The 22743-nt window shown below is 56.7% G+C and carries 16 protein-coding genes; 8 read left to right on the top strand and 8 right to left on the bottom strand.

The annotated features are described in order from the left end of the window. Positions 1-44: 44 nt before the first annotated feature. Positions 45-1040 (top strand): aldo/keto reductase, encoded by a 996-nt coding sequence (locus ACPOL_RS18325; protein WP_114208341.1) that lies wholly within the window; start codon positions 45-47, stop codon positions 1038-1040. A 299-nt stretch (positions 1041-1339) separates the two neighbouring features. After that, positions 1340-3271 carry a hypothetical protein gene (locus tag ACPOL_RS18320; RefSeq protein ID WP_114208340.1) on the top strand — a complete coding sequence of 644 codons (1932 nt, stop codon included), beginning with the start codon at positions 1340-1342 and terminating at the stop codon, positions 3269-3271. Between the two features lie 28 nt (positions 3272-3299). Here ACPOL_RS18320 and ACPOL_RS18315 read toward each other — a convergent pair whose 3' ends face one another. Continuing rightward, the gene (locus tag ACPOL_RS18315; protein ID WP_114208339.1) at positions 3300-4148 is read right to left on the bottom strand and encodes a maleylpyruvate isomerase N-terminal domain-containing protein; all 849 of its coding nucleotides are present in this window, start codon (positions 4146-4148) and stop codon (positions 3300-3302) included. A gap of 532 nt (positions 4149-4680) precedes the next feature. On the opposite strand from ACPOL_RS18315, the gene ACPOL_RS18310 reads away from it, so the two are divergent. Both ACPOL_RS18310 and ACPOL_RS18305 read left to right on the top strand, forming a co-directional pair. Then, positions 4681-6345, top strand: coding sequence for an alpha-L-arabinofuranosidase C-terminal domain-containing protein (locus tag ACPOL_RS18310; protein ID WP_114208338.1), 1665 nt, complete (start codon positions 4681-4683; stop codon positions 6343-6345). A gap of 142 nt (positions 6346-6487) precedes the next feature. After that, complete coding sequence (locus ACPOL_RS18305) at positions 6488-7204, top strand: GntR family transcriptional regulator (RefSeq protein WP_150133058.1); 717 nt, start codon at positions 6488-6490, stop codon at positions 7202-7204. 59 nt (positions 7205-7263) lie between these two features. Here ACPOL_RS18305 and ACPOL_RS18300 read toward each other — a convergent pair whose 3' ends face one another. The 4 genes from ACPOL_RS18300 to ACPOL_RS18285 are packed head-to-tail and all read right to left on the bottom strand — an operon-like array spanning position 7264 to position 10773. Continuing rightward, positions 7264-8028: an SDR family oxidoreductase gene (locus ACPOL_RS18300; protein ID WP_114208336.1), complete on the bottom strand. Its 765-nt coding sequence runs from the start codon at positions 8026-8028 to the stop codon at positions 7264-7266. Beyond that, positions 8025-9050, bottom strand: coding sequence for a zinc-dependent alcohol dehydrogenase (locus ACPOL_RS18295; RefSeq protein ID WP_114208335.1), 1026 nt, complete (start codon positions 9048-9050; stop codon positions 8025-8027). Before ACPOL_RS18295 ends, ACPOL_RS18300 begins: the two co-directional genes overlap by 4 nt. A gap of 18 nt (positions 9051-9068) precedes the next feature. Then, complete coding sequence (locus ACPOL_RS18290) at positions 9069-9839, bottom strand: SDR family NAD(P)-dependent oxidoreductase (protein ID WP_114208334.1); 771 nt, start codon at positions 9837-9839, stop codon at positions 9069-9071. 13 nt (positions 9840-9852) lie between these two features. Then, entirely contained in the window at positions 9853-10773 is a 921-nt protein-coding gene (locus ACPOL_RS18285; protein WP_114208333.1) for an MBL fold metallo-hydrolase, read from the bottom strand. Between the two features lie 45 nt (positions 10774-10818). Here ACPOL_RS18285 and ACPOL_RS18280 point away from each other — a divergent pair, with 45 nt between their 5' ends. Together ACPOL_RS18280 and ACPOL_RS18275 are read left to right on the top strand one after the other, a co-directional pair. Continuing rightward, positions 10819-11850, top strand: a complete 1032-nt coding sequence (locus ACPOL_RS18280) for a galactitol-1-phosphate 5-dehydrogenase (protein WP_114208332.1) — start codon at positions 10819-10821, stop codon at positions 11848-11850. A 17-nt stretch (positions 11851-11867) separates the two neighbouring features. Next, entirely contained in the window at positions 11868-12659 is a 792-nt protein-coding gene (locus ACPOL_RS18275; protein ID WP_114208331.1) for an SDR family NAD(P)-dependent oxidoreductase, read from the top strand. Positions 12660-13026: 367 nt separating this feature from the next. Here the strand turns inward: ACPOL_RS18275 and ACPOL_RS18270 are convergent, their stop codons facing one another. Further along, a complete protein-coding gene (locus ACPOL_RS18270; RefSeq protein ID WP_114208330.1) occupies positions 13027-15681 on the bottom strand; it encodes a glycoside hydrolase family 3 C-terminal domain-containing protein in 2655 nt (884 codons plus the stop codon). A gap of 609 nt (positions 15682-16290) precedes the next feature. Here ACPOL_RS18270 and ACPOL_RS18265 point away from each other — a divergent pair. Beyond that, the gene (locus ACPOL_RS18265) at positions 16291-18669 is read left to right on the top strand and encodes a glycoside hydrolase family 95 protein (protein WP_114208329.1); all 2379 of its coding nucleotides are present in this window, start codon (positions 16291-16293) and stop codon (positions 18667-18669) included. Positions 18670-18813: 144 nt separating this feature from the next. On the opposite strand, the gene ACPOL_RS18260 is transcribed toward ACPOL_RS18265, so the two are convergent. Further along, complete coding sequence (locus ACPOL_RS18260; protein ID WP_236656864.1) at positions 18814-19878, bottom strand: LacI family DNA-binding transcriptional regulator; 1065 nt, start codon at positions 19876-19878, stop codon at positions 18814-18816. Positions 19879-20050: 172 nt separating this feature from the next. Between ACPOL_RS18260 and ACPOL_RS18255 the strand changes: the two genes are divergently transcribed. After that, positions 20051-21031, top strand: coding sequence for an aldo/keto reductase (locus tag ACPOL_RS18255; RefSeq protein ID WP_201758878.1), 981 nt, complete (start codon positions 20051-20053; stop codon positions 21029-21031). A 1029-nt stretch (positions 21032-22060) separates the two neighbouring features. Here the strand turns inward: ACPOL_RS18255 and ACPOL_RS18250 are convergent. Then, positions 22061-22678: an RNA polymerase sigma factor gene (locus tag ACPOL_RS18250; RefSeq protein WP_114208327.1), complete on the bottom strand. Its 618-nt coding sequence runs from the start codon at positions 22676-22678 to the stop codon at positions 22061-22063. Between the last annotated feature and the right edge of the window lie 65 nt (positions 22679-22743).

Raw genomic sequence — 22743 nt, 5'->3', positions numbered from 1 at the left:
ACTTGTATATGTTCAAACAGAGAACGACACGACCAGGAGAAACAATGCAGAAGCGCACCTTAGGAAAAAGCGGCCTTGAAGTCTCAGCACTTGGCCTCGGTTGCATGGGCCTCAGCTTCGGCCTCGGCCCCGCCACGGAAAAGTCCGAAGCGATCAAGCTCATCCGCGCCGCCTTGGAGCGCGGCGTCACCTTCTTCGACACCGCCGAAGTCTACGGCCCGTTCGTCAACGAAGAAGTCGTCGGCGAAGCCCTTGCCCCCTTCCGCAAAGACGTTGTAATTGCCACCAAGTTTGGCTTTGAAGCTGATCCCAAGAATGAGGGTAAATGGACTGCGACCAACAGCCGTCCCGACCACATCAGGCAGGTCGTCGAAGGCTCCCTTAAACGCCTGCAGACCGACACCATCGACCTTCTTTACCAGCATCGAGTCGACCCCAACACACCGATTGAAGACACCGCCGGCGCCGTCAAGGACCTCATTGAAGCAGGCAAGGTGAAACACTTCGGCCTTTCGGAAGCGGGCGCGAAGACCATCCGCCGCGCGCATACCGTGCAGCCTGTGACCGCTTTACAAAGCGAATATTCCCTTTTCTGGCGCGAACCCGAAGTGTCCGTCATGCCTACGCTCGAAGAGCTCGGCATAGGCTTCGTTCCCTTCAGCCCTTTGGGTAAAGGCTTTCTCACCGGCAAGATCGATGCCTCCACCAAGTTCGACAGCACCGACTTTCGTGCGATTGTTCCGCGCTTCAGCGAGGAAAACCGCAAGGCCAATCAGGCACTCGTCGACGTAGTCACCGGGTTTGCGAAGCAGAAGAACGCCACACCTGCACAGATCGCTCTCGCATGGCTGCTTGCCAAGAAGCCGTGGATAGTCCCAATTCCCGGCACAACCAAGCTCTCCCGGCTCGAAGAGAATCTCGGCGGCGCATCCATCGAGCTCACTACGAACGATGTGCAGGCTCTCGAAGCAGCCTCCTCCGCAATCAAGGTCGAAGGCGAACGCTATCCCGCAGTCCATGCGAAGCTTATCGATCGCTAACGCGAACTAAGTGAACTGTTCTTCGCTGTGGGGTCTCATTGGTGGAAACCAGCGCGAGACTTACTAACACCATTTCAGAATCCGCGATGAGTTACTATCTCGAGGCCCTCGGCTTCCCACCTGATCGCAAGTTGGCTGTCAGTGGGTGTCTCTCCGAACGGGATGTCGAACAGCAATTCCCATACCTGCTTTTGGAAGTTCGTCCCTCTCCTCTCGAGAGGGGCGTAAATGCATCTCTCTTACCCACCAATTATTCCTCTAACTCCTGCTCAGTACGAACCAACACGGCTTGATGCACATTGCCATCACAGGCTCAGCCAAGCTGTACGAGCCCGGACGGCACGACGCTCTATCCCCTCCACCAGCTGATCACCGACATCCAAAAGTTCAATTCACGCCGGTACATCATCTTTGTCGGCAGCATCGGATCGCTCGACCATAACATGCCCGATCCCTTTGATCCAGGCAGTCATCCGGCTACTATGCAGGACGTGTGGGACCGCGTCGCCCAATCGATCCAGGACATAGGCGGCACCTACTCTCTGTTCACATCGCTCAACTATCCAGGATACGCCAACAACATCTACGACCAATTTACTCCCGATGTAGTGCCGGAAGACGACTCTAACCTGGTAGGGCAATGGTGGATGAATGATAGTGCAGTGCCCAATCCGCTTGCAGTCGAGGCCAGTCTGCATATCAACCGCGAGACGATGATTTCGCCCACCGCCGGGAACATGGAAGGGACGCTCGAAGAAGGCAACGACGGATACTACCGCGCCAACGTGAGCACCACGAGCGGAGGGCTTCTTTCGAACACCACACTTGCCCTTACCTCCGCCCCCACCATGCTCCCGATCGCGTGGCCGCTCACCGGACCAACCGACTCGAACGCTTTGAAGACGGCTTATGCCTGGATCAGCCAGCAACTGCTGAACTGCGTGTCCGGCTGCAGTGACATAAGAGCAGCCTATGCCAATCTGAATCAATCTCCATCGGAATGGCTCACGCTGATTACGAACCTCCAGATTCCGGCTGACTGTGCTAACCAGGACAATACCCAGTGTCCACTTGGATTCGGGCAGTCGGAGTTTGATACAGCCAGGACGCAGCTTTTGACGGAAATCCAATACGTTGGGCTGGTTCGGCAATACCAGGATAATGGCCTTGGCACTCTTCAAAACCAGCAGGCGAACGTCTCGCTCTTGCTTCAACAAGTAAGCAGCGAAGTGCTTGGAAGCATAAAGTATGTGACTAGCGCTTCGGTTCCCGGCGGAAACTGGCGCAGTGACGTCGAAGATGGCTTCAAGATTGCCGGTCCTCTCCTCAACATCGCGGCCGGCTTTGTGCCTGGCCCTTCGATCATAACGGGGTACGTGAATGCTGAATTTGGCCTTGCCGACCTTATCATGGACCAGGGAGCCAAACGTACCTTTGACCCGAACGGGCGCTCGCTTCAGGAACAGGCACACGATCAGATCGATGTGAGCGAGTTGGCGCAGACCCAGGCCAACCAATACGCTGCAACTCTCACGACGATGGGCAAGGACTACTCCCGGATCGTCTCCGACTGGGGACGCCTCCAGGCCGTCGCGATTCCGATCCAAATGAACCAGCTCGTCTGGAAGCCGGAAACCGCGGGCGCCATTCTGACCGTCTACGACAGCGCAATTCGGAGAAGCTTCTATTCGCAACTCTTGCCGGTGAGCTATAGCATCACCCATTACCGCTATACCGATCCCGGCACACCGGGAAATTTCGAAGGCGACCTCTTTCGTCCTGGCTCTCCGCAATGCGGGTTTTTCCAGGGTCTCTCCAATCTTCAGGGCGTCAATCCGGACTCGTATGCATTCATCCCCGGTGCACCGATTGACGGGCCTGGATCAAGCGTCGCCTTCTCTGTCAATTTTGGCAACCTCTATCCCACGGATGTGTGGTGGGACATTTGGATGATGCAGGACCAGAACGCTTCTGCCGACTGCCCGACCAGTGACACCTCGCAGCTACCGTCTTCGTCGTTTTATGACGCGACTGGTCTCTTTCGTCCGCTGGACCCTGCCAACTTGAATGGTCTTGGCTTTTACAAACCGTGGTTCTTCTTGAGGAATGGCTTCAACATCAACAAGCAAGTGGAAACGAGCACAAATTTCTGGGAAGAATATGGTGTAGACGGAGGCCGACCATACGTTCGCGGAATGTCGGACTGGCATCCGGACCCGGATAACTATTAGGGAGCAGAATTGATTACGACTGGCGAAGTCAGGCGACGATAGACGTCAGCTCGCAGACTTGTCTCGCCAACGCAAGATCCCCTTCAAGTTGTATGGACGTGTAAGCATCATCTTGTTTGATCCCCTTTGTGAACAGCTTCCACGCCAGGGTTTCAGGGATGATGGCACGAGCCGAGGGCTCCGACGGTAAGCCTGGCATCAGTGACCACGCTGTCGAGTTTTTCCTTAACAGCCAAGTTCCGCCCGAGTCGCCGGTGATCTTCACCTCGACGGTTGTTCCTAACTCGGTTGCAATCATGCTGAAGCAATGGGGCAGACCACGGAGGAAGCAGTCGAGAACGGGATGGTAGAGTTCCCGCACCATGATCCCCGGACGGTTTGTCGCCTCTCTAATCTGCTGCTGATGATGCCAACGCTCGGTGAGTTCGCGAGCCGTGTCGAACCAGTTCAGGGAGGTGGTTTCTCCTGCCCAGCTCACGCCGAATGCCGCAGAGGCGAACGGATCGAGGGCCTCGTGGAAAGCAGCGAGTTGTCCGCAGGTTATTGCCATCAAGTCAATCAGTACTGGAGAACTGAGCCTCCGAAGGATCTGTACTCCTTCGTGGTTCAATCGGTTGACCAGATCGACTAGGTCTCTAGGCGTCTTCAATTCGACCGATTGCGGCATGTAGCAATCACGCGCTATCGAAAGCTTCCGCAGAGCGGTGTCAAGGAGATGGGCCGCTACGTCGCGCACCTTCCAAGCCGGCGAGATCGTCTGAAGTTCCCACTCTTCTGGCGACAGGCCCTTCAGCAGGTCGATCAGACGTTCGTCGACCTTTCGGATGAGAGGAGCGCACAAGATTGGTTCCGGCCATACACTCTGAGTAAAATTCATTGCGTTACATCCCCTCGCGACGGCTCAATAAGATCCCGGCGATTTCCTTAGAGATCCTAAAAAACGGCGACCACTCATAGTTCTCTTTGTGATGGTCTCGCGGAAGCGCACTCCTCGCCCAGTCATTGCAAGGAATGATATCTTGAATTTCGCTAGCCCCCTGCGCGGTTCAGTCGAATGCTCTCGCCGCTTCGGCGCAGGCGTCCTCTACCACGATCTGCGGAACTTGACACCCGTATATCTATAATCTATAAAACGAAGCGTCAAGAACCTTCACCGAAGATCCTCATGCTCGTCGCTCATGTCTCCAAGTAGCCGTTGAGTGTGCGCCGGCCTGGCGAACTTCTTCCCCATCGCGCAGGCGCGTTCTAGATCGCGTCACTGATCTTCTGCGCCGTCATGATGATCTTTCAGTTTCTCGTAGTCACGAGGTTCTTCCCGGGGACCAAGGGGGGTTACGCTGGAAGAATTCCAGGCTAAGCTCGAAATCGTTTCATAACTTGCAGCATACGATCAATGGAGAAAATGTAGGATGGAGCGCAGAGACTTTCTCAAGAGTTCAGCGATGGCTGGCGCAGTGATGGCTTTCTCCTGCAACCCCGGATGGGCGCAATCCGCGGATGCGCGCATTGAGATCTTTGCGGAGGACGCCATTGCGACCATCGCACCCGAAATCTACGGACACTTTACCGAGCACATCGGCGGAGTGATCTATGACGGCGTTTGGGTAGGGGAAGGCTCCAAGATTCCGAACCAATACGGCATCCGCAAGGCACTCGTGGATCGAATGAACCAGATCCACGTGCCGATTCTCCGCTGGCCGGGAGGCTGCTTCGCCGACAGCTACGACTGGAAAGATGGAGTGGGACGTCGCGGCAAGCGGCCGGTGCGCACCAGTTTCTGGGAAGTAGATCCGGAGGCGGCCCGCCTCAATGAAAAAGGCGCCCAGATCTTCGAGCCCAACACCTTCGGCACAAATGAATTCATGCGCTTTTGCATGCTGACCAATGCCCAGCCTTACTTAGCGGCAAATCTCCGCAGCTTGCCGGCGCTGAACTTTGATCAATGGGTCGAGTACTGCAACTCACCCCCCGGCTCGACCACGTTGGCGCAGACACGCGCTGAGGGTGGTTTCCCAAAACCGTTCGGGGTGAAGTACTGGGGTGTAGGTAATGAGAGCTGGGGCTGCGGCGGTAACTTCGAACCCAGGCAATATGCTTCAGAGTTCCGGCGCTACACGAACTGGATTCCGAAGTATGGTGTGGACCTCCAGTTGATCGCCGCGGGGCCTAATTCCGATGACAGCACGTGGACGCAGGGCTTCTTCGAAGAGATCTTTACCGGCAATCATCCGTATCGTAACTCCGAGTTCACCGGCTGGTCGGTGCATCATTACGCTTCCGACCTCAGCCGTGGCAGAGTCAAGAACAATTTCCACGAGGCGCATGGCAAAGCATTAGACTTCGACATCACGGACTGGTACGAGCTGATGCGTGAGACGGCGCGCGTCGAAGACATCATGAGCGACCAGTGGGCAATCATGAGTGAATTCGACCCTCTTCACCAGGTCAAGCTGGTAGTTGATGAATACGGACCTTGGTACCACGAGGGCAGCGAGGTCGACCCTACCCATTTGTTCGGACAACAGGTGACAGTGCGCGATGCGCTTGCAACAGCGATGACGCTCGATATTTTCAACCGTCATGCAGATAAGGTTTCGGTAGCAACCTGTGCGCAGTTAGTCAACAACTTGAACGCGCTCTTTCTGTGTCACGAGGAACATTTCATGGTGACTCCGAACTTTTATGTCTTCGAGATGTACGCAGCGCATCAAGGCGGGCAATCCCTGCGAGCGGAGTTCTCCGCTCCGCGTGTGCACTACACCCGCGATGGCAAACCGGCGAGCTTCTGGGGCCTTAACGGTTCGGCTTCGCGCAAGAGCAATGTGGTGACAGTAACGCTTGTCAACACCGATCTCGCTTCCCCAACACAGGCCCAGATATCGATACATGGGTTGAATGTGAAGTCGGCGAAGGGCTGGATCTTGGCTGCAAATGACATGCACGCGCACAATACCTTTGAAAATCAAAACGCGGTTCTATCAAAGGATTTGAAGGTAGATGTTAGTAGCGGAAGGATGCTGAATGTGAATATCCTACCAGCCTCGGTGACAAAGCTCGAAGTAACGCTTGGCTGATTGACCAAGTGTATAGCTAAGCGAAAGTTGGTAGATGGTGCAATTCGCATTCTTGATGTCTCCTGGGCGGTAAGCTATCCGAGATGACCTCTTGCGGCTGGTATAGATTAGAGACACTCTATTGAGCAGGAGCGCCCCAGCCTTGAGGATTCCACCTTCACGAAGATCCGATAGCATACTACATCTACAGACAGCTCCCGAGGCCGCGGCCCAGGCACTGCGTGAGGCGATCATCTCCGGAGAGCTGAAAGGGGGCGATCGAGTTCTCGAGCAGAAATGGTCAGTCCGTCTTGGCATCGGCCAGCCGACATTGCGCGAGGCACTGCTTGAGCTCGAGCATCAAGGACTGCTTCGCAAGCTGCCGCAACGCGGGACCTACGTCACCCAACTCAGCCCGGAGGATTACCAGCAAATCCTCGAAGTTCGCATCCCGCTGGAAGCGATTGCGATCGGCCGCGCGGCCACGCGCTTGACACCCGAAACAGAGAAAGAACTCGCTAATCTGATTAAGGCGATGTCCAGTCCGGACAACAAGAGCAGCGTGAAGCAATTCCACGATTGCGACGTGCTCTTCCATCGCACGATCTGGGAACTCGCAGGCAACCCTTATCTTGGCGAAATGTTGGAAACCATTACTTTCCGGCTGTTCGTGTTCTCAATCGTCGGCCGCTGGGATAACACGCCAAAGGCAGCCAGCGAACGAGCTGCGGCAGTCAAGCAGCACCAGAACATCATGGAAGGTCTGAAGTCGCGCGATGCCCAGAGGGCGCGAAAGGTCTTCGTCAAGAGCACAGTCAAGTACTGGAACCAGCAGTACGGTCTCAGCCTCAACGCAGAAGAACTCCTGGGAGAAGCCTGAGCCTCGCCATGGTTTTCCACGTTAGGTTAATCGTTCGAAGCTTAGGTTGACGCGCGGAACTAAAACGTGGCAAGCCACCCGCCGTCAACATAGATGACCTGGCCGGTGATGAAGTCGGAAGCGGAGCTCGCCAGGAAAACGATAGGCCATGCTATATCCATCGGCGTTCCCCAACGCCCCAGAGGACACCGGCCCTTGACCCAGCTATCAAAAGCGGGATCGGCGATTAGGCTTTTGTTCAGGTCCGTATCAATGTAGCCGGGAGCAATCGCGTTCACGAAGATGTGGTCCTTTGCCCACTCAATCGCCAAGACTTTCGTGAGTTGTCCAACAGCGCCCTTGGATGCCGTATAGGGCGAAGTTCCCGGACGCGCCGCGGCGGTCATGAGGGAGGCGATGTTGATCACCTTTCCGCCGCCGCCCAGGGCTTTGCGACGCCGCGCAAATGTCCGGCTTACTTCGAAGATGGCGGTGGCGTTGAGCGTCATCACGTCGTTGAAGTCTTGTAGTGAAAGGTCCACAGCGGGCCCGCGACGCTGCATGCCGGCTGAGTTTACGAGGATGTCAGGCGTTCCTAGCTCGTCAAATCTCTTCTCCATCCATGGACGAATGGCATCGCTCTGCATGAGATCGAACGGTAATACGTGCACAGCCTCGGTGTGGACCCGCAGAGCTTCGGCCGAGCGCTCTAGTTCTTCTTCATTGCGACCTACGAGCATGAGGCGTGCGCCCGACCTTGCCAGCGCCTCTGCTGCACCAAGCCCGATACCGCGAGATGCCCCGGTCACCATCGCCAGTTTGCCATCGATGCGGAACGGGTTCATTGCGGCCTCGCAAGCGGCAGGATCATCACCTTGCAGACTTCTCCGTCACGGAAGAGACGAAATGCTTCCGAGATATGATCCAGCGAGAACTCGCGACTGATAATAGGCGCTAATGGCAGTGACATCGCCATGTCAATTGCGGCGCGGAAATCCTTGCGCTCATAGACGCGAGAACCAATGATCTCGACTTCCTTGAAGTTAATGGCCTGCAGGTCAACCTCGACCGGCCGTTTGAACACCCCAAGGTTGACGATTGTTCCACGCGAGCGTACGAGGGCAGTCATCTCCTTGGCGGACGAGGGGTGTCCGGCGCACTCGTAGATTACATCCGCTCCGTTCTGGTTAGAAAGCTCCATGATCTGCGCACGAAGCGAGGCACCGGCGGCAAACGCCTCTAACCCAAGACCGGTCGCAAGTTTGAGACGCGCGGGCTGCACATCGCTTATCAAAACGTCCCGAATCCCCATGTGTTTGGCGACGAGCGCGGTGAGAATGCCTATGGGGCCGGCACCCAAGACGGCAGCCACACTCACGCCTTCGAGCCGGGCACGATGGACCCCATGCACAGCGACGGCGAGCGGTTCAATCAACGCACCGATGGATGCAGGCATGTCGTCTGGCAGCTTCATCAATGAAGCTACGGGCAGCTTCACGAACTCTGCCATGCCGCCATCGACATCGAAACCGAACAGGCGGAGTTGCCTGCAGACGTGAGGGTTGCCGTGCGTACAGGCGTGGCAAACGCCGCACGATATCAATGGATAACTAGTCACATGATCACCGACCGCGAGGGCGGTCGTAACATCGGCAATCTCGACGATACGACCGGAAAGTTCGTGTCCAATGGTCAACGGCGACTGCGCTCGGGGGTGCGTGCCCGCAACGATGTTGATGTCCGACCCGCAAAAGCCGCAGGCCTCGACCTGAATGAGGGCCTCGCCCGGAGCGATCTTTGGAAGAGAAACCTGACGTGCTTCAATGTGATCGGGGCCCATGTAGCGCGCAGCCAGCATTGTTTCCATCACGATTCTCCTTGCGACTTACTGCGCGGTGTAGCCGCCGTCCATCATCAAAATCGCGCCCGTGAAAAAGCTCGCCAGGTCGGTCGCCATGTAGGTGTAGAACGCAGCGACCTCTTCGGCGCTTGCGATGCGGCCAATCGGATGCGCATCCTTCAGCATCTTCCAATAGCCTTCAGGGTTCCCCGAAGCCTTCGCCGAGGAATGGACAATGGGGGTGTCGACCGTTCCACAGGCAACCGTGTTCACGCGGATCCCGTATTTCGCATATTCGATTGCCATCTGGCGCGTCATTTGATGAAGAGCACCTTTGGACGGAGCATACGCGCCTTGCGTTGGAATGCCGGCTTCACCGGAGATCGAGCCGCTAATCAGGATGAGGCCGCCTTTCTGCTCAATCATCACAGGAATCACGTGCTTGGCCGCCCAATAGAGGCTCTTCACATTCGCATTGACGACCGTGTCCCACTCTTCCTCGGTATGCAGATGCACAGCTTTCACGATGCTGATTGCGGCATTGCTGACAAACACATCGAGACTGCCGAACTTGTCGAGCGCTACCTTCGTGAAGTCGATCGCCGTCTGCTCTACGGCAACATCGCCACGAACAATGATGAGATTATCCGGATAGGTCTTCAGGGCCTCCTGAAGTTCCTCCGGGAGGTCGTTACGCCGGAAGACTGCGACGACACCCTTGATGCCTGCGTCAAGATATGCCCGGGTAATTGCGAGTCCGATGCCAGAAGAGGCTCCGGTCACGACCGCGACTTTGCCTCTGAGGGAGATGTTCATTCAATCACCTGCGCTAGGATGGCGTGCCTGTCTCGTCACGCGTGTAGAGCCAGGGTTCGTAGTAGCGAAGCATTTGGAATCTGGCAGTAGCCCCGGAGCGTTCCAGCGCCACCTTGAACATTTCCGGAGAGCCCACGTTATTGATCATCAGGTCATAGTGGCAGGGGACCGCCACGCGGGCATTCACCGCCTTCACAATAAGCGCCGCCTGTTCAGGTACAAGATTGTGGTATCCACCATTGATGCAGACGGCGCAGATATCAACGTTGGTGGGCAGCAGCGACGGCAGCAACTCCGCCCATCCGGTATCGCCAGAGTTGAAGAAGCTTATACCGCTGGGGAAGGTGAGCAGCATACCCGTATGGTTCAGATCGGTATTATCTGTAGGCAGCGCGAAGGTCGCGCACACCTTGGTGGAGCGGATCTCGATGGTCTCGCCGGGATGGATCAGGCGTCGAGCAAATCCCCGCACGCCGTGCTCTTCGTACAGCCTGCAGGAGTCATATGGGCCAACAAACAACCTATGGTCCGGCTTGGATATGCGGCGGATTGTTTCCGGGTCCGCATGATCTTGGTGCGAGTGAGTGGTGATAAATACATCGAGGTCCAGATCTTCCGGTTCGATAAAGACCGGCAGTTGTCGATCCACGCGGAATGGCGGCGATGGATAGCTGATGGCGCAGCTATTGCTCAGATAGAGATCGATCCCGATCAACTCGCTAACGGAATCCTTCAGGATGAATCCGTTCTGGCCCATGAACCAGATAGCGAGGCTGCCTTCCGGTACACTGTAGTCGCGGATGGACTTCATATAATCCCTGCTGGACATCAACTGCGGGACCACGAGCTCTACCGGCTTGGAACGGTCGAACGGATCGTTGCGTGTAAAACAATACGGATCACCGGCGCTGAGCAGATCTGAGAATGACGGCAAGGGTCTCCTCGACAATGGGCCCAATTATAGATTATCTTTCACGCTATGAAAGCACTTGTTTTAGAAGAAGTACGCGGCCTGCATCTTCGCGATGTTCCCGAGCCTGAACTGAAGACTCATGATGTTCTCATCCAGGTGAAAGCTTGCGGCATCTGTGGAAGCGATGTCCACGGGTACGATGGGAGCACCGGCCGGCGCATTCCGCCCATCATAATGGGACACGAAGCAGCCGGGGTCGTCTCAAAGGTTGGCCTCGATGTCAGCTCCTTTAAAGTTGGGGACCGCGTCACCTTTGACTCGACCGTGAGCTGTGGTCACTGCGCCTACTGCCTGGCTGGAGAGGTGAACCTTTGCGACAACCGCCAGGTGCTCGGCGTTTCTTGTGGCGACTATCGTCGCAATGGCGCCTTTGCTGAGTACGTCGCCGTCCCGGAGCACATCGTCTACTCACTGCCCGACAGCTTCGAGTATGAGAAAGCCGCTCTCATTGAGGCCGTTTCGATCGCCGTTCATGCGGCGAAGATCACGGAGATCGAGCAGGGCAGCACATGCGTCGTGATTGGCGTTGGGATGATCGGGCTCCTTGCTGTTCAGGCGTTCAAGTATTTCGGCTGCACCAGGGTCTTCGCCGTCGATCTCGAGCAGAGCAAGCTGGATACCGCGAAGAAGCTTGGCGCGGACGAGACCTTTCTCGCGACTGATCCGGACCTCTTTGCTCAGCTCAATAAGGCCGCCGGTGGCCGTGGCATCGATATAGCGGTCGAGGTTGTCGGCGCTCAGAAGTCCATCACGACTGCCATTGAAGCAGTCCGACGCGGCGGCAAGGTTACACTGATCGGCAACCTCGCGCCCAAGGTCGAGATACCCCTGCAGATCGTCGTCACCAGGCAGATCACTCTGCTCGGATCCTGTGCCTCGGCGGGCGAGTATGGTGAATGCATCGAACTCATGGAGAGCGGCGCGATCGACGTTGGCCCACTTCTTTCCGCGGTGGCCCCGTTAAGCGAAGGCGCCGAGTGGTTCAACCGCCTCTACAACCGCGAGCCCGGGCTGATGAAAGTAATCCTCCAACCTTAAGAGAACGAGCAGCAGACATGCAGGACAATCAGTTTGATCTAACTGGAAAAGTGGCCGTCGTTACGGGAGCGAGCCGTGGTCTTGGACAGTATCTCGGACGCGCGCTCGCCAGAGCCGGCGCCGACCTCGTGATCACCAGCCGCAAGCTCGGTGATCTCACCCCTTTCAAGGAAGAGATCGAGGCGCTTGGCCGCAGGGCATTGCCGCTCGAGCTTGACCTGCGCGATGAAGCCAGCATCCGCGCCATGGCGCCGAAGGCGATCAAACACTACGGTAAGATTGACGTCCTCGTGAACAACGCCGGCTGCAACGTCCGCAAGCCTGCAGTCGACATTACCTGGGAAGACTGGAATCTCGTACTCGACACGAACCTGCGCGGTTCGTTCTTCGTTGCCCAGGCGTTTGCTCCTCACATGATAGCGAACGGCTACGGACGCGTGATCAATATCGGCTCAGTTACCAGCGTCTTCGGCTACGCGGGCATCGGCCCGTACTGTGCTAGCCGCGGCGGCATAAAGCAGCTCACGATGAGCCTCGCCGACGAATGGGGTGTACATGGCATTACCGTAAATTGCCTCGCTCCCGGCTGGTTCAAAACGAAACAGAACGCCGTGCTCTACGAGAACCCCGAATGGGTCGAATACCTGAAGGACCGCATTCCGCTGAAGCGCCCTGGCCAGCCGAACGATCTCAACGGCGCAATCGTGTTTCTCGCTTCGGACGCGAGCGCATACATCACCGGGCAGACACTGCTCGTAGATGGCGGCATCTCGACCGGCGCAATCCGTGCGACGACCGCGAAGAAGTGAAGGAAATTACGTTGCGCAATTCAGGTAAGTAGCAGCCCACGATTGACTGCGTTCCGTTACAGGGCTGCTGCCAGAGCATCGCATTGGTCGTTTGCGAATAAGGAAGAGCGCGTGAGGACGTCCATCTCCCTATAGGCCCAGCGGGAACCTTGTCTATCAGCCAACACGATAAGCAATTGTGTCTAGCTGGTGTGAACTAACCCGGAGTCGTATCGCCGCGCTACAAACGATTAGATATGCGTATGGCTGGCGCATTGTTGTCTATTAGATATCTCCTCCGGGCTCGTCCTCTGAGATTTGCTGCAACGTCGTCAAGCGTTGAGTCGCGTCACCAGGTGATGACGCGACTCGAATCAAGTCGCGATGATCATTCAGGCAGCTTGGCAGTGCCTGTTACCTCGAATGTTCCCGTCACTGAAGGAGCACCCGTGTTAGGCTGTCCTCCGCCCACTGACATTGAGTATTTACCCTCCGCTACGATCGGATCGCCCGCCTCCGAAACCATGCTTAAATCGCGTGCGTTTAGTTCGAAGCGCACTTTCTGCGACTGGCCCGGTTCCAGGTGTACGCGCTTGAACCCGCGCAGCGCGCGGATCGGGGCGCCCGCTACACTCGGGAAGCCAAGGTACAGTTGAGCAACCTCGTCGCCTGCAACTTTGCCGGTGTTGGTCACTGTGACCTCTGCGTTCATGGGCTCACCGGCGGCCACGGCGCTGGTCGGAAGGGCCAGGCCGCTATAAGAGAAAGTAGTGTAGCTGAGACCGTAACCGAAAGGGTAGAGCGGCGTGCCATCGAAATAACGATAAGTACGGCCTTTCATCGCATAGTCTTCGAAAGGCGGAAGTTGATCGACGCCGGTGTAGAAGGTGACGGGCAGACGCCCGGCGGGATTGTTTTTCCCGGAGAGGGTTTCAGCTACGGCCGTGCCGCCCTCTTCGCCGGGATACCAAGCGTCGAGGATGGCATTCACGTGGTCCTTCGCCCAGCCGACGGCAAGGGCGCTGCCATTTGTGAGTACCAGGACAACCGGCTTGCCGGCGGCTGCGACTGCTTCGAGAAGATCCTCTTCTGGCTTGGGCAGATCGATGCTGGTGCGATCGCCGCCCTTGAAGCCGGGTTCGCTGACCTGCATCTCCTCGCCCTCGAGTTCGCTCGAAATACCCAGGACCGCAATCACAACGTCCGCATTCTTGGCAGCTTCGACGGCCTCAGGTTGCGGTTTCATGTCGACCTTGGACCAGACGAGAGTGGCCTTGGGAGTGCCGTGCTCAGGCGGCGTGTACTCCACATGGAGTGTCGTAGGTCTGCCGGCTTCCAGGTGCACGCGGCCTAACTTAGCTTCGTTCGGATCTCCGCCGTAAGACGATGTGACATTCTTGCCGTCGAGTTGGATCCGGAAGAAGCCATCTGCTTTCAGGCCTAAATTGTAATCGCTGGTTTCAGGCGCCGTGAGCATGCCGTCCCAGTGGATGGCAAGCGGACGTACGTCGGCCACCGCGGCGGGCAGCGGCTGCGCGGCTGCGTCCAGGCTGGGATAGGTATTCTCCGCGAGAGCTTTCGTCGCCTCCGGATTGTTCACGTTGCTTAAGTCAAGCTTGGAATAGCTCACTTTGATCCCGGGCTTACCGTCTACCGTTAGCGCGGACGCAGGAACGGTCTCCGCATCATGACTCAGGAATTGCGTTCCCGGAACATATTGGACATTGGCTCCAGCAAATTCTTTACGAAGCCCTTCAAGAATCGAGACGGTGTGCGTTGGAGTGCCGTTGTAATTACCAAGCAGCACCTTGGTCTGACTTGCAAGCGGCCCAACCACGGCGATCTTGACCCCGCTCGTCTTCAGCGGCAACGTGCCGTCATTCTTCAAGAGGACCATGGCCTCGTCTCCGACCTTTCGCGCCAAGTCTCGGTTTCCGGGGCTGTTGAGCTGGCTCTCATCGATGTTGTTGTAAGGAACGGCGCCTGGAGGATCGAACATGCCGAGTTTCATGCGTGCTGTGAAGAGGCGGACGAGAGCGGTGTCGATGTCGGCCTCTTTCAGATGGCCTTCTTTCACCGCGTCGAGGTAGGGCTTGTAGTCATGATCGTCTTTCACCTTAAAAGTGAAATCGACGCACTCATTGTCCATTCCGCGTTGCAGGCTGATCGCCGAAGCCTGCGGTTGCGTGGGCTTGTAGTGATGGCCTTGATAGATGTCGATGACCGCCCCGCAATCGGAGACGACATAACCTTTGAAATTCCACTTGCCGCGCAGCTGGTCCTGCAGCAGGAACTCGTTGGCGCAAGCGGGTTCGCCATTGATACTGTTGTAGGCGCACATAATCGAGCCCGCCTTGGCTTGGGTGACGGTGGCGCGAAACGCGGGCAGATAAGTATCTAATTCGTCGTGTTTGCTCACGGTTACATCTGCGGTGTGGCGGGTGGACTCAGGACCGCTGTGCACTGCGTAATGCTTGGGCGTGGAAATGACGCGATAATACTTAGGATCATCGCCCTGCATGCCGGTAACGAAGGCGACACCGAGCTGTGCGGTGAGGAACGGGTCTTCGCCGTAAGTCTCCTGGCCACGGCCCCAGCGCGGATCGCGGAAGATATTTATGTTGGGCGCCCAGAAGTCCAGACCCTGGAAGATATCGCTTGATCCACCGTTCGCTTTCAGAGCTTGCTGGTGCTTTACCCGGCCCTCGGTGCTGATGACGACGGCCATCCGGTGAATGGCGTCCGGATCGAAGGTGGCAGCGAGGCCGACGGGTTCAGGGAACTCCGTCGTCCCGTCGCGCGCGACACCGTGCAGCGCCTCGCTCCACCAATCGTATGCGGGCACGCCTAATCGCGGAATCGCCCGGGCCTGATTGACGAGTTGGCTGGCCTTCTCTTCGAGGGTCATCTGCTGCACCAAATTTGCAGCCCGTTGTTCAGGCGGCAGCCTGGGATCGAGGAACGCCGGCTTCTGCTGGGCCTGGACCCCCCATACGCTGCATCCCAGCACAATCGTTGCAAAATAAACTCCAGTAGCTTTCATAAGTACCCTCGCTGAGTGGTTGATGATGCCGCGTCGGAACACATCTAATCGGCCTGCGCTCACGTAGCAAACGCCCAGTATCTCAGACGGCGCTCGTGAGGAATTAAATATTGTTCTCTGGAATGAGCCGGTACCAGGATGGCTTACGTAGTGAATATTAACTCTATGCCCTCGAGGGAAAGCTTGGATTGTCGTACCGCCTCTGGCTTATTATCGTAGTGCGTAGTTCACGTAACAGTAAAGGATTAAGTATTTGACCTTTGCCGACCCTGCGTGTTAATTTGCACGTTTGATCTCGGACTACTTTCGGCAGTTGAGGTTCTTCCTTTCGAACGGCACCGGGTTTCTTCTCCCATGAACCGGTGCAGCTTCATCGTACGGGGGGAGGGCCGCAGTGGCTTGCGAATGCGATCCCTTTTCCCTTCGGACTGGGAATCGTGGTCGAACGCTATACCGACAACATCCCGTTAAAGGTTTCCGCGTCGCTATATGTGCGGCGTTTCTGCAATTCAGTGGCGCCTCCCTTTGATGAGACCGGGGCTCACATGACAGCGGTGAGAGGCAGAACTTGAACTTAATCGAAGCGCAGGATGTCAGACGAAAGGGCAAATGAGACAAAGAGTCACGCGGTTGTTAATGGCTGCCTTCCTGCTTTCGGGCACGATTTCCCTCGCTAGAGGAGCGGAAACGCCGGCAATGCTTCACTTCGACCGGCCGGCTTCCAAGTGGACAGAAGCGATCCCGCTCGGCAATGGTCGGATTGGTGCGATGGTCTTCGGCGGTGTCCAGGACGAGCGCTATCAGATCAACGAAGCTACCCTCTGGGGTGGCGGCCCGCACGATTACGACAATCCGGAAGCCTACAACCACCTCGACGAGGTGCGGAAGCTGATCTTTGCAGACAAGGTAGGTGAAGCGGAGCAGCTCGCTTCGACCATGATGGGCAATCCAAAGGTGCTCATGCCCTACCAGCCGTTTTGCGACCTGCGCTTGCACTTCGCGGGGGACCAGCAGGCGACTGGCTACAGTCGCGACCTGAACTTGGAAAACGCTATCTCCAATACGGCGTACAAGGTCGGCGAGTCCAGCTTCCTGCGAGAGAGCTTTGTCTCTTTTCCTGACCAGGTACTTGTCATCCGTTTGACCGCCAGCCAGCCGGGCCAACTCACATTCAGTGTGGGGATGGATTCCCCCCAGCCGGGTTTCCAGGTCACAAGCGGCGAAGACGGCAGCCTGCACCTCACAGGGCAGATCCAGCCCCGGCAAAACAAGCCCTTCAGCTGGACGGGATCCTGGGACCAGCCCGAGACCCGTTACGCTGCTGCGTTGAAGGTGCTGACCGAAGGCGGTTCAGTTCGCAGTAGCGGAAATCATCTCGATATCTCCGGCGCTAACTCGGTCACCCTCCTTTTCAGCAATGCAACCAGCTTCAAGGACTTTCGCGATATCGGCGGCGATCCTGTCCTGCTTGCCCAGGGATATCTCGATAAGGCCGTGCGGAAGCCATACGAGCAACTCCGTCAGGACCACATCGCAGACTACAGTCGCCTATTCTCGAGGGTCCACCTGCAACTCGGACCCGGAAATAGCGAGAGTAACCTGCCGACGAACCAGCGGATCGAGCAGTTTTCGAAGCATGAAGACCCCAGCCTGCTGGCGCTCTACTTCGAGTTTGGGCGTTATCTACTGATCTCCTGCTCGCGTCGAGGCGGTCAACCGGCAAACCTGCAAGGAATCTGGAACGACGCGCTGCTTCCCCCATGGAGTAGCAAATGGACAACCAACATTAATCTCGAGATGAACTACTGGCAGGCCGATGCCGGCGATCTCTGGGAGACGGAAGACCCGCTGTGGGGACTCATTGCAGATTTGCAGCAAACAGGCGCAGAAACCGCCCGTGTCCACTACCATAGCGCCGGATGGGTGCTTCACCACAACACCGATGTGTGGCGCGCCACAACACCAGTGGATGGCCCATGGGGCATTTGGCCAATGGGCGAAGCCTGGTTAAGCAATCAAATGTGGGACCACTATCTCTTCAGTAATGATCGTAGCTTCCTGGCCCAACAGGCTTATCCCGCCATGAAGGCAGCCGCCACTTTCATCGTCGGCACATTGGTAGAAGTCCCCTCCGGTATGGCCTTCGCAGGAGACCTGGTCACTAATCCTTCGACATCTCCAGAGAACGCCTATCTGTTGAACGGCAAGCGGGAGAACCTGACCTACGCTCCTACCATGGATCTGGAATTGATTCGGGAGCTCTTTGAGAACACCCGCAAGGCCGCTCAGATCCTCGGGGAGGACAGTGCCTTCGGAGCACAGTTGGAGCAGGTCGAAAAGCGTTTGCCCCCATTGCAGATCGGGAAGCGCGGGCAGCTACAGGAGTGGATCAAGGACTATGACGAGACCGAATTAGAGCACCGCCATGTATCGCACCTCTACTCGGTGTATCCGGGACACGACATCAACCCGGAGACCACTCCAGAGCTCGCCAAGGCTGCCTATAAATCGTTAGAGATTCGGGGCGATGGTAGTACCGGATGGTCTCAGGTGTGGAGAGTTGCCTTGTGGGCGCGACTGGGGAATCCGGAACAGGCCTACCGTAATCTGACCCTTCTGATCAACCAGAGTACGCTGCCAAACATGTTCGACCTGTGCGGCCGGCCTTTTCAGATTGACGGCAACCTCGGCGGTCCGGCAGTCATGATGGAGATGCTTGTCCAAAGCACGAATGACGAGATCAGCATCCTGCCAGCGCTGCCCAAAGAGTGGCCCGACGGCAGCCTGACTGGGGTTCGCCTCCGCGGCGGCGCCAAGGCCGATATTACCTGGAGGCAAGGACGGCTAACCAGCTTCCGGCTGCACTCAGACCATGGAGCCCAATACCGGCTACTTTACGCAGGCCAGCAGACCAAGCTCAAGCTGCAGCCGGGCCGCACTGTGGTTCTAGATGCTTCGCTGCATGCGCGAAGCGAGCACACTCATTGAGTCTTGGAGTAAACAGAACTTTCTTAGGAGTCCTGATTACCGAAAGCGAGAGGAGAAGAATTCGGAAGGATCTTCACTCGATTGAACGTGCTCTGAGTTGCTCTCGCGAGAATGGTCAGCCGTGACTTTAGGAGCTTGCTGTTCTTACGTGCGGCCGGTTCTCTTAGAGTTTGCAGGCTTAGAACGGCGCGCTGCGCTCCGGCGGCCGGTCGTTCTCATGCTTGAGTCCCGTAACACGAGAGAGGGCTCAAGAATAATGCTCCTTGCCTGAGGGCGAATCTTGGACTCGAGCAGAGTAAGGACGATTTCAGCAGTTCTATCTCCCATACCCTGGCTGTCCTGATCCACGCTGGACAGTGGAACGCGTAACAAACGATCGTAGTGAAGATTTCCGCATCCGATCACAGCGATGTCTTCGGGAATTCGAAGCCCGGCCTCCAAAATTGCTTCCATGGCTCCAATTGCGAGTGGATCGTTGTAGGCGAAAATGCCATCCGGGATAGGCCTACGTTCGAGTAGAAGGCGCATCGCCTCTGCACCCATCTTTTCGCTATTGATGTCGACACTCGAGCGCGCCACGACCAATGAGTCAACATACGGGATGCTGTTGCGCTGAAGCGCGCGCTTATATCCTTCGAATCTCCGTTCGCCGGTACTGTTCTCCCGACCCCGGATGTGCGCAATTCTTTTGCATCCCTGATCAATGAGGTGTTCGGTCGCCAGCCTGCCGACGGTTTCGTCGTTCGTCCCCACAAAATTTGCTGAAAGGCCGGCCAGTTCACGGTCAATCAAGACGTACGGTACTCCCTGTCGATCCAACCGTGAAAATGGTCCGATATCGCTGCCCGACGAAGCGACGATCAACGCGTCAAGGCTTCGGTCCATCAACTGCTCGATCTCTCTCACTTCCATGGCAGGGTCTTCCTCGGAGGAGGAAATAATGATCGAGTAACCGCGTTTCCCTACGGCTGCCGAGATCACCTTCGCCAGTTCAGCAAAAAACGGATGAAGTAAGTCGGGAACTACCAGGCCCACCAAATAGCTACGTCCGGTAACAAGACTTCGGGCCATCGTGTTCGGCCGGTAGTCAACTTCCTTCATCCGCTGAAGCACTCGGTGGCGAGTTTCCTCGGCGATATCGGGATGATTTCGCAGGACCTTCGAAATTGTGACCACCGACAAACCCAGGTCCTCTGCGATGTCTTTCATGCGGACGGGCATACATGCACTATACAGGCCAGGCTCTGCACTTGGAATACCGTTAGAGGCAAACGCAGCCTTGGAGACGGTCCGGCATCTGCCCTTACTGTATGGTTTACTTTATCGATCGTTTTTCGCTATAGTGGCGCAGAGATGTAGGCCAAATTCTTTGTGAGATCAAATGCCAGAACTCAAACCCGTTCCTCGCCAGGCAGAAAGCCATCTGTCGCTCATGCATTACCGAAGGTTGGGACAGACTGAGCTGCGCATCTCCGTCATGGGATTCGGCGCTTCACCACTAGGCGGTGTGTTTGGCTCTAGTGACGCCGGCGAGGGCGCAAAGGCCGTACATTTCGCCATCGACGCAGGAGTCAACTTCTTCGATGTCTCTCCCTACTACGGACATACCTTGGCAGAAGACCGGCTAGGGCAAGCGCTGAAGGGAAGACGAGATAGGGTGATTCTTAGCACGAAATGCGGCCGGTATGGTGTCGACCAGTTCGATTATTCCTCCCAACGAGTTCGGACCAGTGTCGAGGAATCGTTAAAACGACTTCGCACAGATCATCTGGATCTGCTCCTAATCCACGATGTGGAGTTCAGCGATACTGAGCAAATCATTGACGAAACGCTACCCGCAATTCGACGCATTCAGGAGGAGGGTAAGACTCGCTACATCGGAATCAGCGGATATCCGCTCAGAGTTCTGAAGGACATTGCGAAGAAAGCCCGGGTGGACGCCGTCCTGAGCTACTGTCGTTATAACCTCCTGATCGATGATATGGATACGGTCCTGGTGCCCACTGCCGAAGAGCTTGGGATCGGAGTTATCAATGCGTCGCCGCTGCACATGGGCTTGCTCACCGAGCAGGGAGCGCCGGATTGGCATCCGGCTCCAACGGAAGTGCGCGCAGCGGTCAAAGCAGCGCTTGCCTTCTGCCGCGAACGCGACATCGACCTCTCTGAACTGGCGCTCCGCTTCTGTTTTGACTATCCCCGTGTCACCAGCACCTTGGTGGGTATGTCGACGACAGAAGAGGTCCGACGAAATCTGAGCGCCCTTGGAGCTGCAGCAGATCCTGAACTCCTACGCGAGGTCAAGGCCATTCTAGCCCCGGCTGCCAATGTCGTGTGGTCCTCAGGAAGGCCGGAGAACCAATGACTCCGCCGATCGGCATTCGCTAAACTATTCGACTTGCCACGGCGAAGCTCAGGTGACTGGAGTCGCCAGAATCGCACTTCCGTTGCCAGATCATCGACCGCCGGAATCAGAGAAGCGGCTCGATTTCCCCGATCCGCACCATTCCCTTGACTCGCATCCCGCTGACCCGCATCCCTTTGATACGCGTCTCTTTGATCCGCATCCGGGGGGTACCCCGCGGCGGTAGTCGAGAGGTCCGGCTGTGGGTGGTCGGTACCGAAATATCGCTTGTATGCCGCGATCCAATCGTAGGCGATGTCCTTCTGTGCAGTCGCCAGTTGAATATTGCCTTTGCAGACCAGTTCGTGAAGATGATCCTCCAGTTGGTCTTTGACACGGGCATTCCAGATAGAAGAGTGCGGCTGGGGCCAAAGATTTTGAATACTGCCGGCCCCGCCGAGCGCCGGGGTGATCAGGTAGTCCAATTCGTAGTCCTTTTTCGAGGAGGCCGGTACGCCATATTCATTTAAGACAGCCTGCTCGAGGGATGGGTTCACTGGAGGATCGTTGCTGAGATCCTGCTCGCTGCACAAGTCTGCGACTTGCACGGCCCGGGTCGAACCCGGGGTCAGAGCTCTACGCGGCAGAGCGATGGCGTCTGCCCTCATCCTATTCGAGCCGGGTCGCGCAGCGATGAGAGAGCGCAATGCCCAACTCGCTCCCGCTACGAGCAGGAGCGCCACACAAGCTGAGGCCAGCTGTCTGCCCATTAAGCTCCCGATCGGAGCGGGCAGCCACCCGCCACTTCGCGCAGAAGCTTCGGACAAGCGGGCCTTCAGCAAGTCGCGCGAGGTGGATGGAACATATTTCTGCTCGTCGATCTCTTGTTCATGCTGGTCGGCAAAGCAGGCTGAAGCGTGTTCGATATCTCTCAGACGCTTGCGGCAATGCTCACACTGGGCCAGGTGCTCGCGCGCCATGGCTGCACGCCGATTTGGCAGCTCCTGATCCGTGAAGAGAAGCAGCTCTTCGTCCGAGAGGTGAATTCGGTCATCCTTCATGGCTCCCCCTTTCGGTCGCCCGAATAATACGCGCAAAAGATCGGGAGAGCGACAGTGAGACGCTTCCGAGCGAAATGCCAAGCACGTCGGCAATCTGGCGATACTTCAACCCCTCGGCGCGCAGGTAGAGGCAGCGCTGGTCTTGCTCGGGAAGGGCCTCGACGACGGCGCGAAGCCGTTGCTTAGTCTGGTTGAATGAGAACTTCTCCTCGGCATTGGCTGCCCCGCAGGGATGCTCCGACAGGGATTCTTGATCGACCCGTTTCCTGTCCATCGCCTGAATGGCGGCCCGCCGTTTCAATGCCATATTATGGGCAACGCGGAAGAGCCAACCATTAAGATTGGAGCTTGGTCGGCCTAGTTCGAGATGACGGAACAGGGAGAGAAATGTCTCCTGGACGACATCCTCGGCATCGTGAAGTGGCAGACCGCAAGCCATTACGTATCTTAGAACTCGCCCTTGGAACTGATCGAAGAGACGAATGACTATTGACTCCAACTCCGAGTGGGCCCGCTGCTGCCCCATTCGCGAGGCCGGAGAGACCAGGAGAACGAACTCTTCCTCTTCGGAAGTTAGCGGAATTGGCTTTTGAGTGTTCTCCATCATTTCTGCTGGGCATGACTCAATTAAGACCAGCCCCTCCTTGATACCATAGAGCTTCCTACATTTTC

Source organism: Acidisarcina polymorpha (assembly GCF_003330725.1).
Classification (GTDB): domain Bacteria; phylum Acidobacteriota; class Terriglobia; order Terriglobales; family Acidobacteriaceae; genus Acidisarcina; species Acidisarcina polymorpha.
Note: the sequence above shows the minus strand (reverse complement) of the source record. Positions and strands in the feature narration are given on the sequence as shown.

What these genes read in the sequence shown, in the direction of transcription:
- ACPOL_RS18260 (WP_236656864.1), bottom strand. Translation starts at nt 19,878, where the DNA reads ATGAAAGACATCGCAGAGGACCTGGGTTTGTCGGTGGTCACAATTTCG.
- ACPOL_RS18280 (WP_114208332.1), top strand. Translation starts at nt 10,819, where the DNA reads ATGAAAGCACTTGTTTTAGAAGAAGTACGCGGCCTGCATCTTCGCGAT.
- ACPOL_RS18250 (WP_114208327.1), bottom strand. Translation starts at nt 22,678, where the DNA reads ATGATGGAGAACACTCAAAAGCCAATTCCGCTAACTTCCGAAGAGGAA.
- ACPOL_RS18325 (WP_114208341.1), top strand. Translation starts at nt 45, where the DNA reads ATGCAGAAGCGCACCTTAGGAAAAAGCGGCCTTGAAGTCTCAGCACTT.
- ACPOL_RS18295 (WP_114208335.1), bottom strand. Translation starts at nt 9,050, where the DNA reads ATGGAAACAATGCTGGCTGCGCGCTACATGGGCCCCGATCACATTGAA.
- ACPOL_RS18315 (WP_114208339.1), bottom strand. Translation starts at nt 4,148, where the DNA reads ATGAATTTTACTCAGAGTGTATGGCCGGAACCAATCTTGTGCGCTCCT.
- ACPOL_RS18270 (WP_114208330.1), bottom strand. Translation starts at nt 15,681, where the DNA reads ATGAAAGCTACTGGAGTTTATTTTGCAACGATTGTGCTGGGATGCAGC.
- ACPOL_RS18265 (WP_114208329.1), top strand. Translation starts at nt 16,291, where the DNA reads ATGAGACAAAGAGTCACGCGGTTGTTAATGGCTGCCTTCCTGCTTTCG.
- ACPOL_RS18310 (WP_114208338.1), top strand. Translation starts at nt 4,681, where the DNA reads ATGGAGCGCAGAGACTTTCTCAAGAGTTCAGCGATGGCTGGCGCAGTG.
- ACPOL_RS18290 (WP_114208334.1), bottom strand. Translation starts at nt 9,839, where the DNA reads ATGAACATCTCCCTCAGAGGCAAAGTCGCGGTCGTGACCGGAGCCTCT.
- ACPOL_RS18255 (WP_201758878.1), top strand. Translation starts at nt 20,051, where the DNA reads ATGCCAGAACTCAAACCCGTTCCTCGCCAGGCAGAAAGCCATCTGTCG.
- ACPOL_RS18275 (WP_114208331.1), top strand. Translation starts at nt 11,868, where the DNA reads ATGCAGGACAATCAGTTTGATCTAACTGGAAAAGTGGCCGTCGTTACG.
- ACPOL_RS18300 (WP_114208336.1), bottom strand. Translation starts at nt 8,028, where the DNA reads ATGAACCCGTTCCGCATCGATGGCAAACTGGCGATGGTGACCGGGGCA.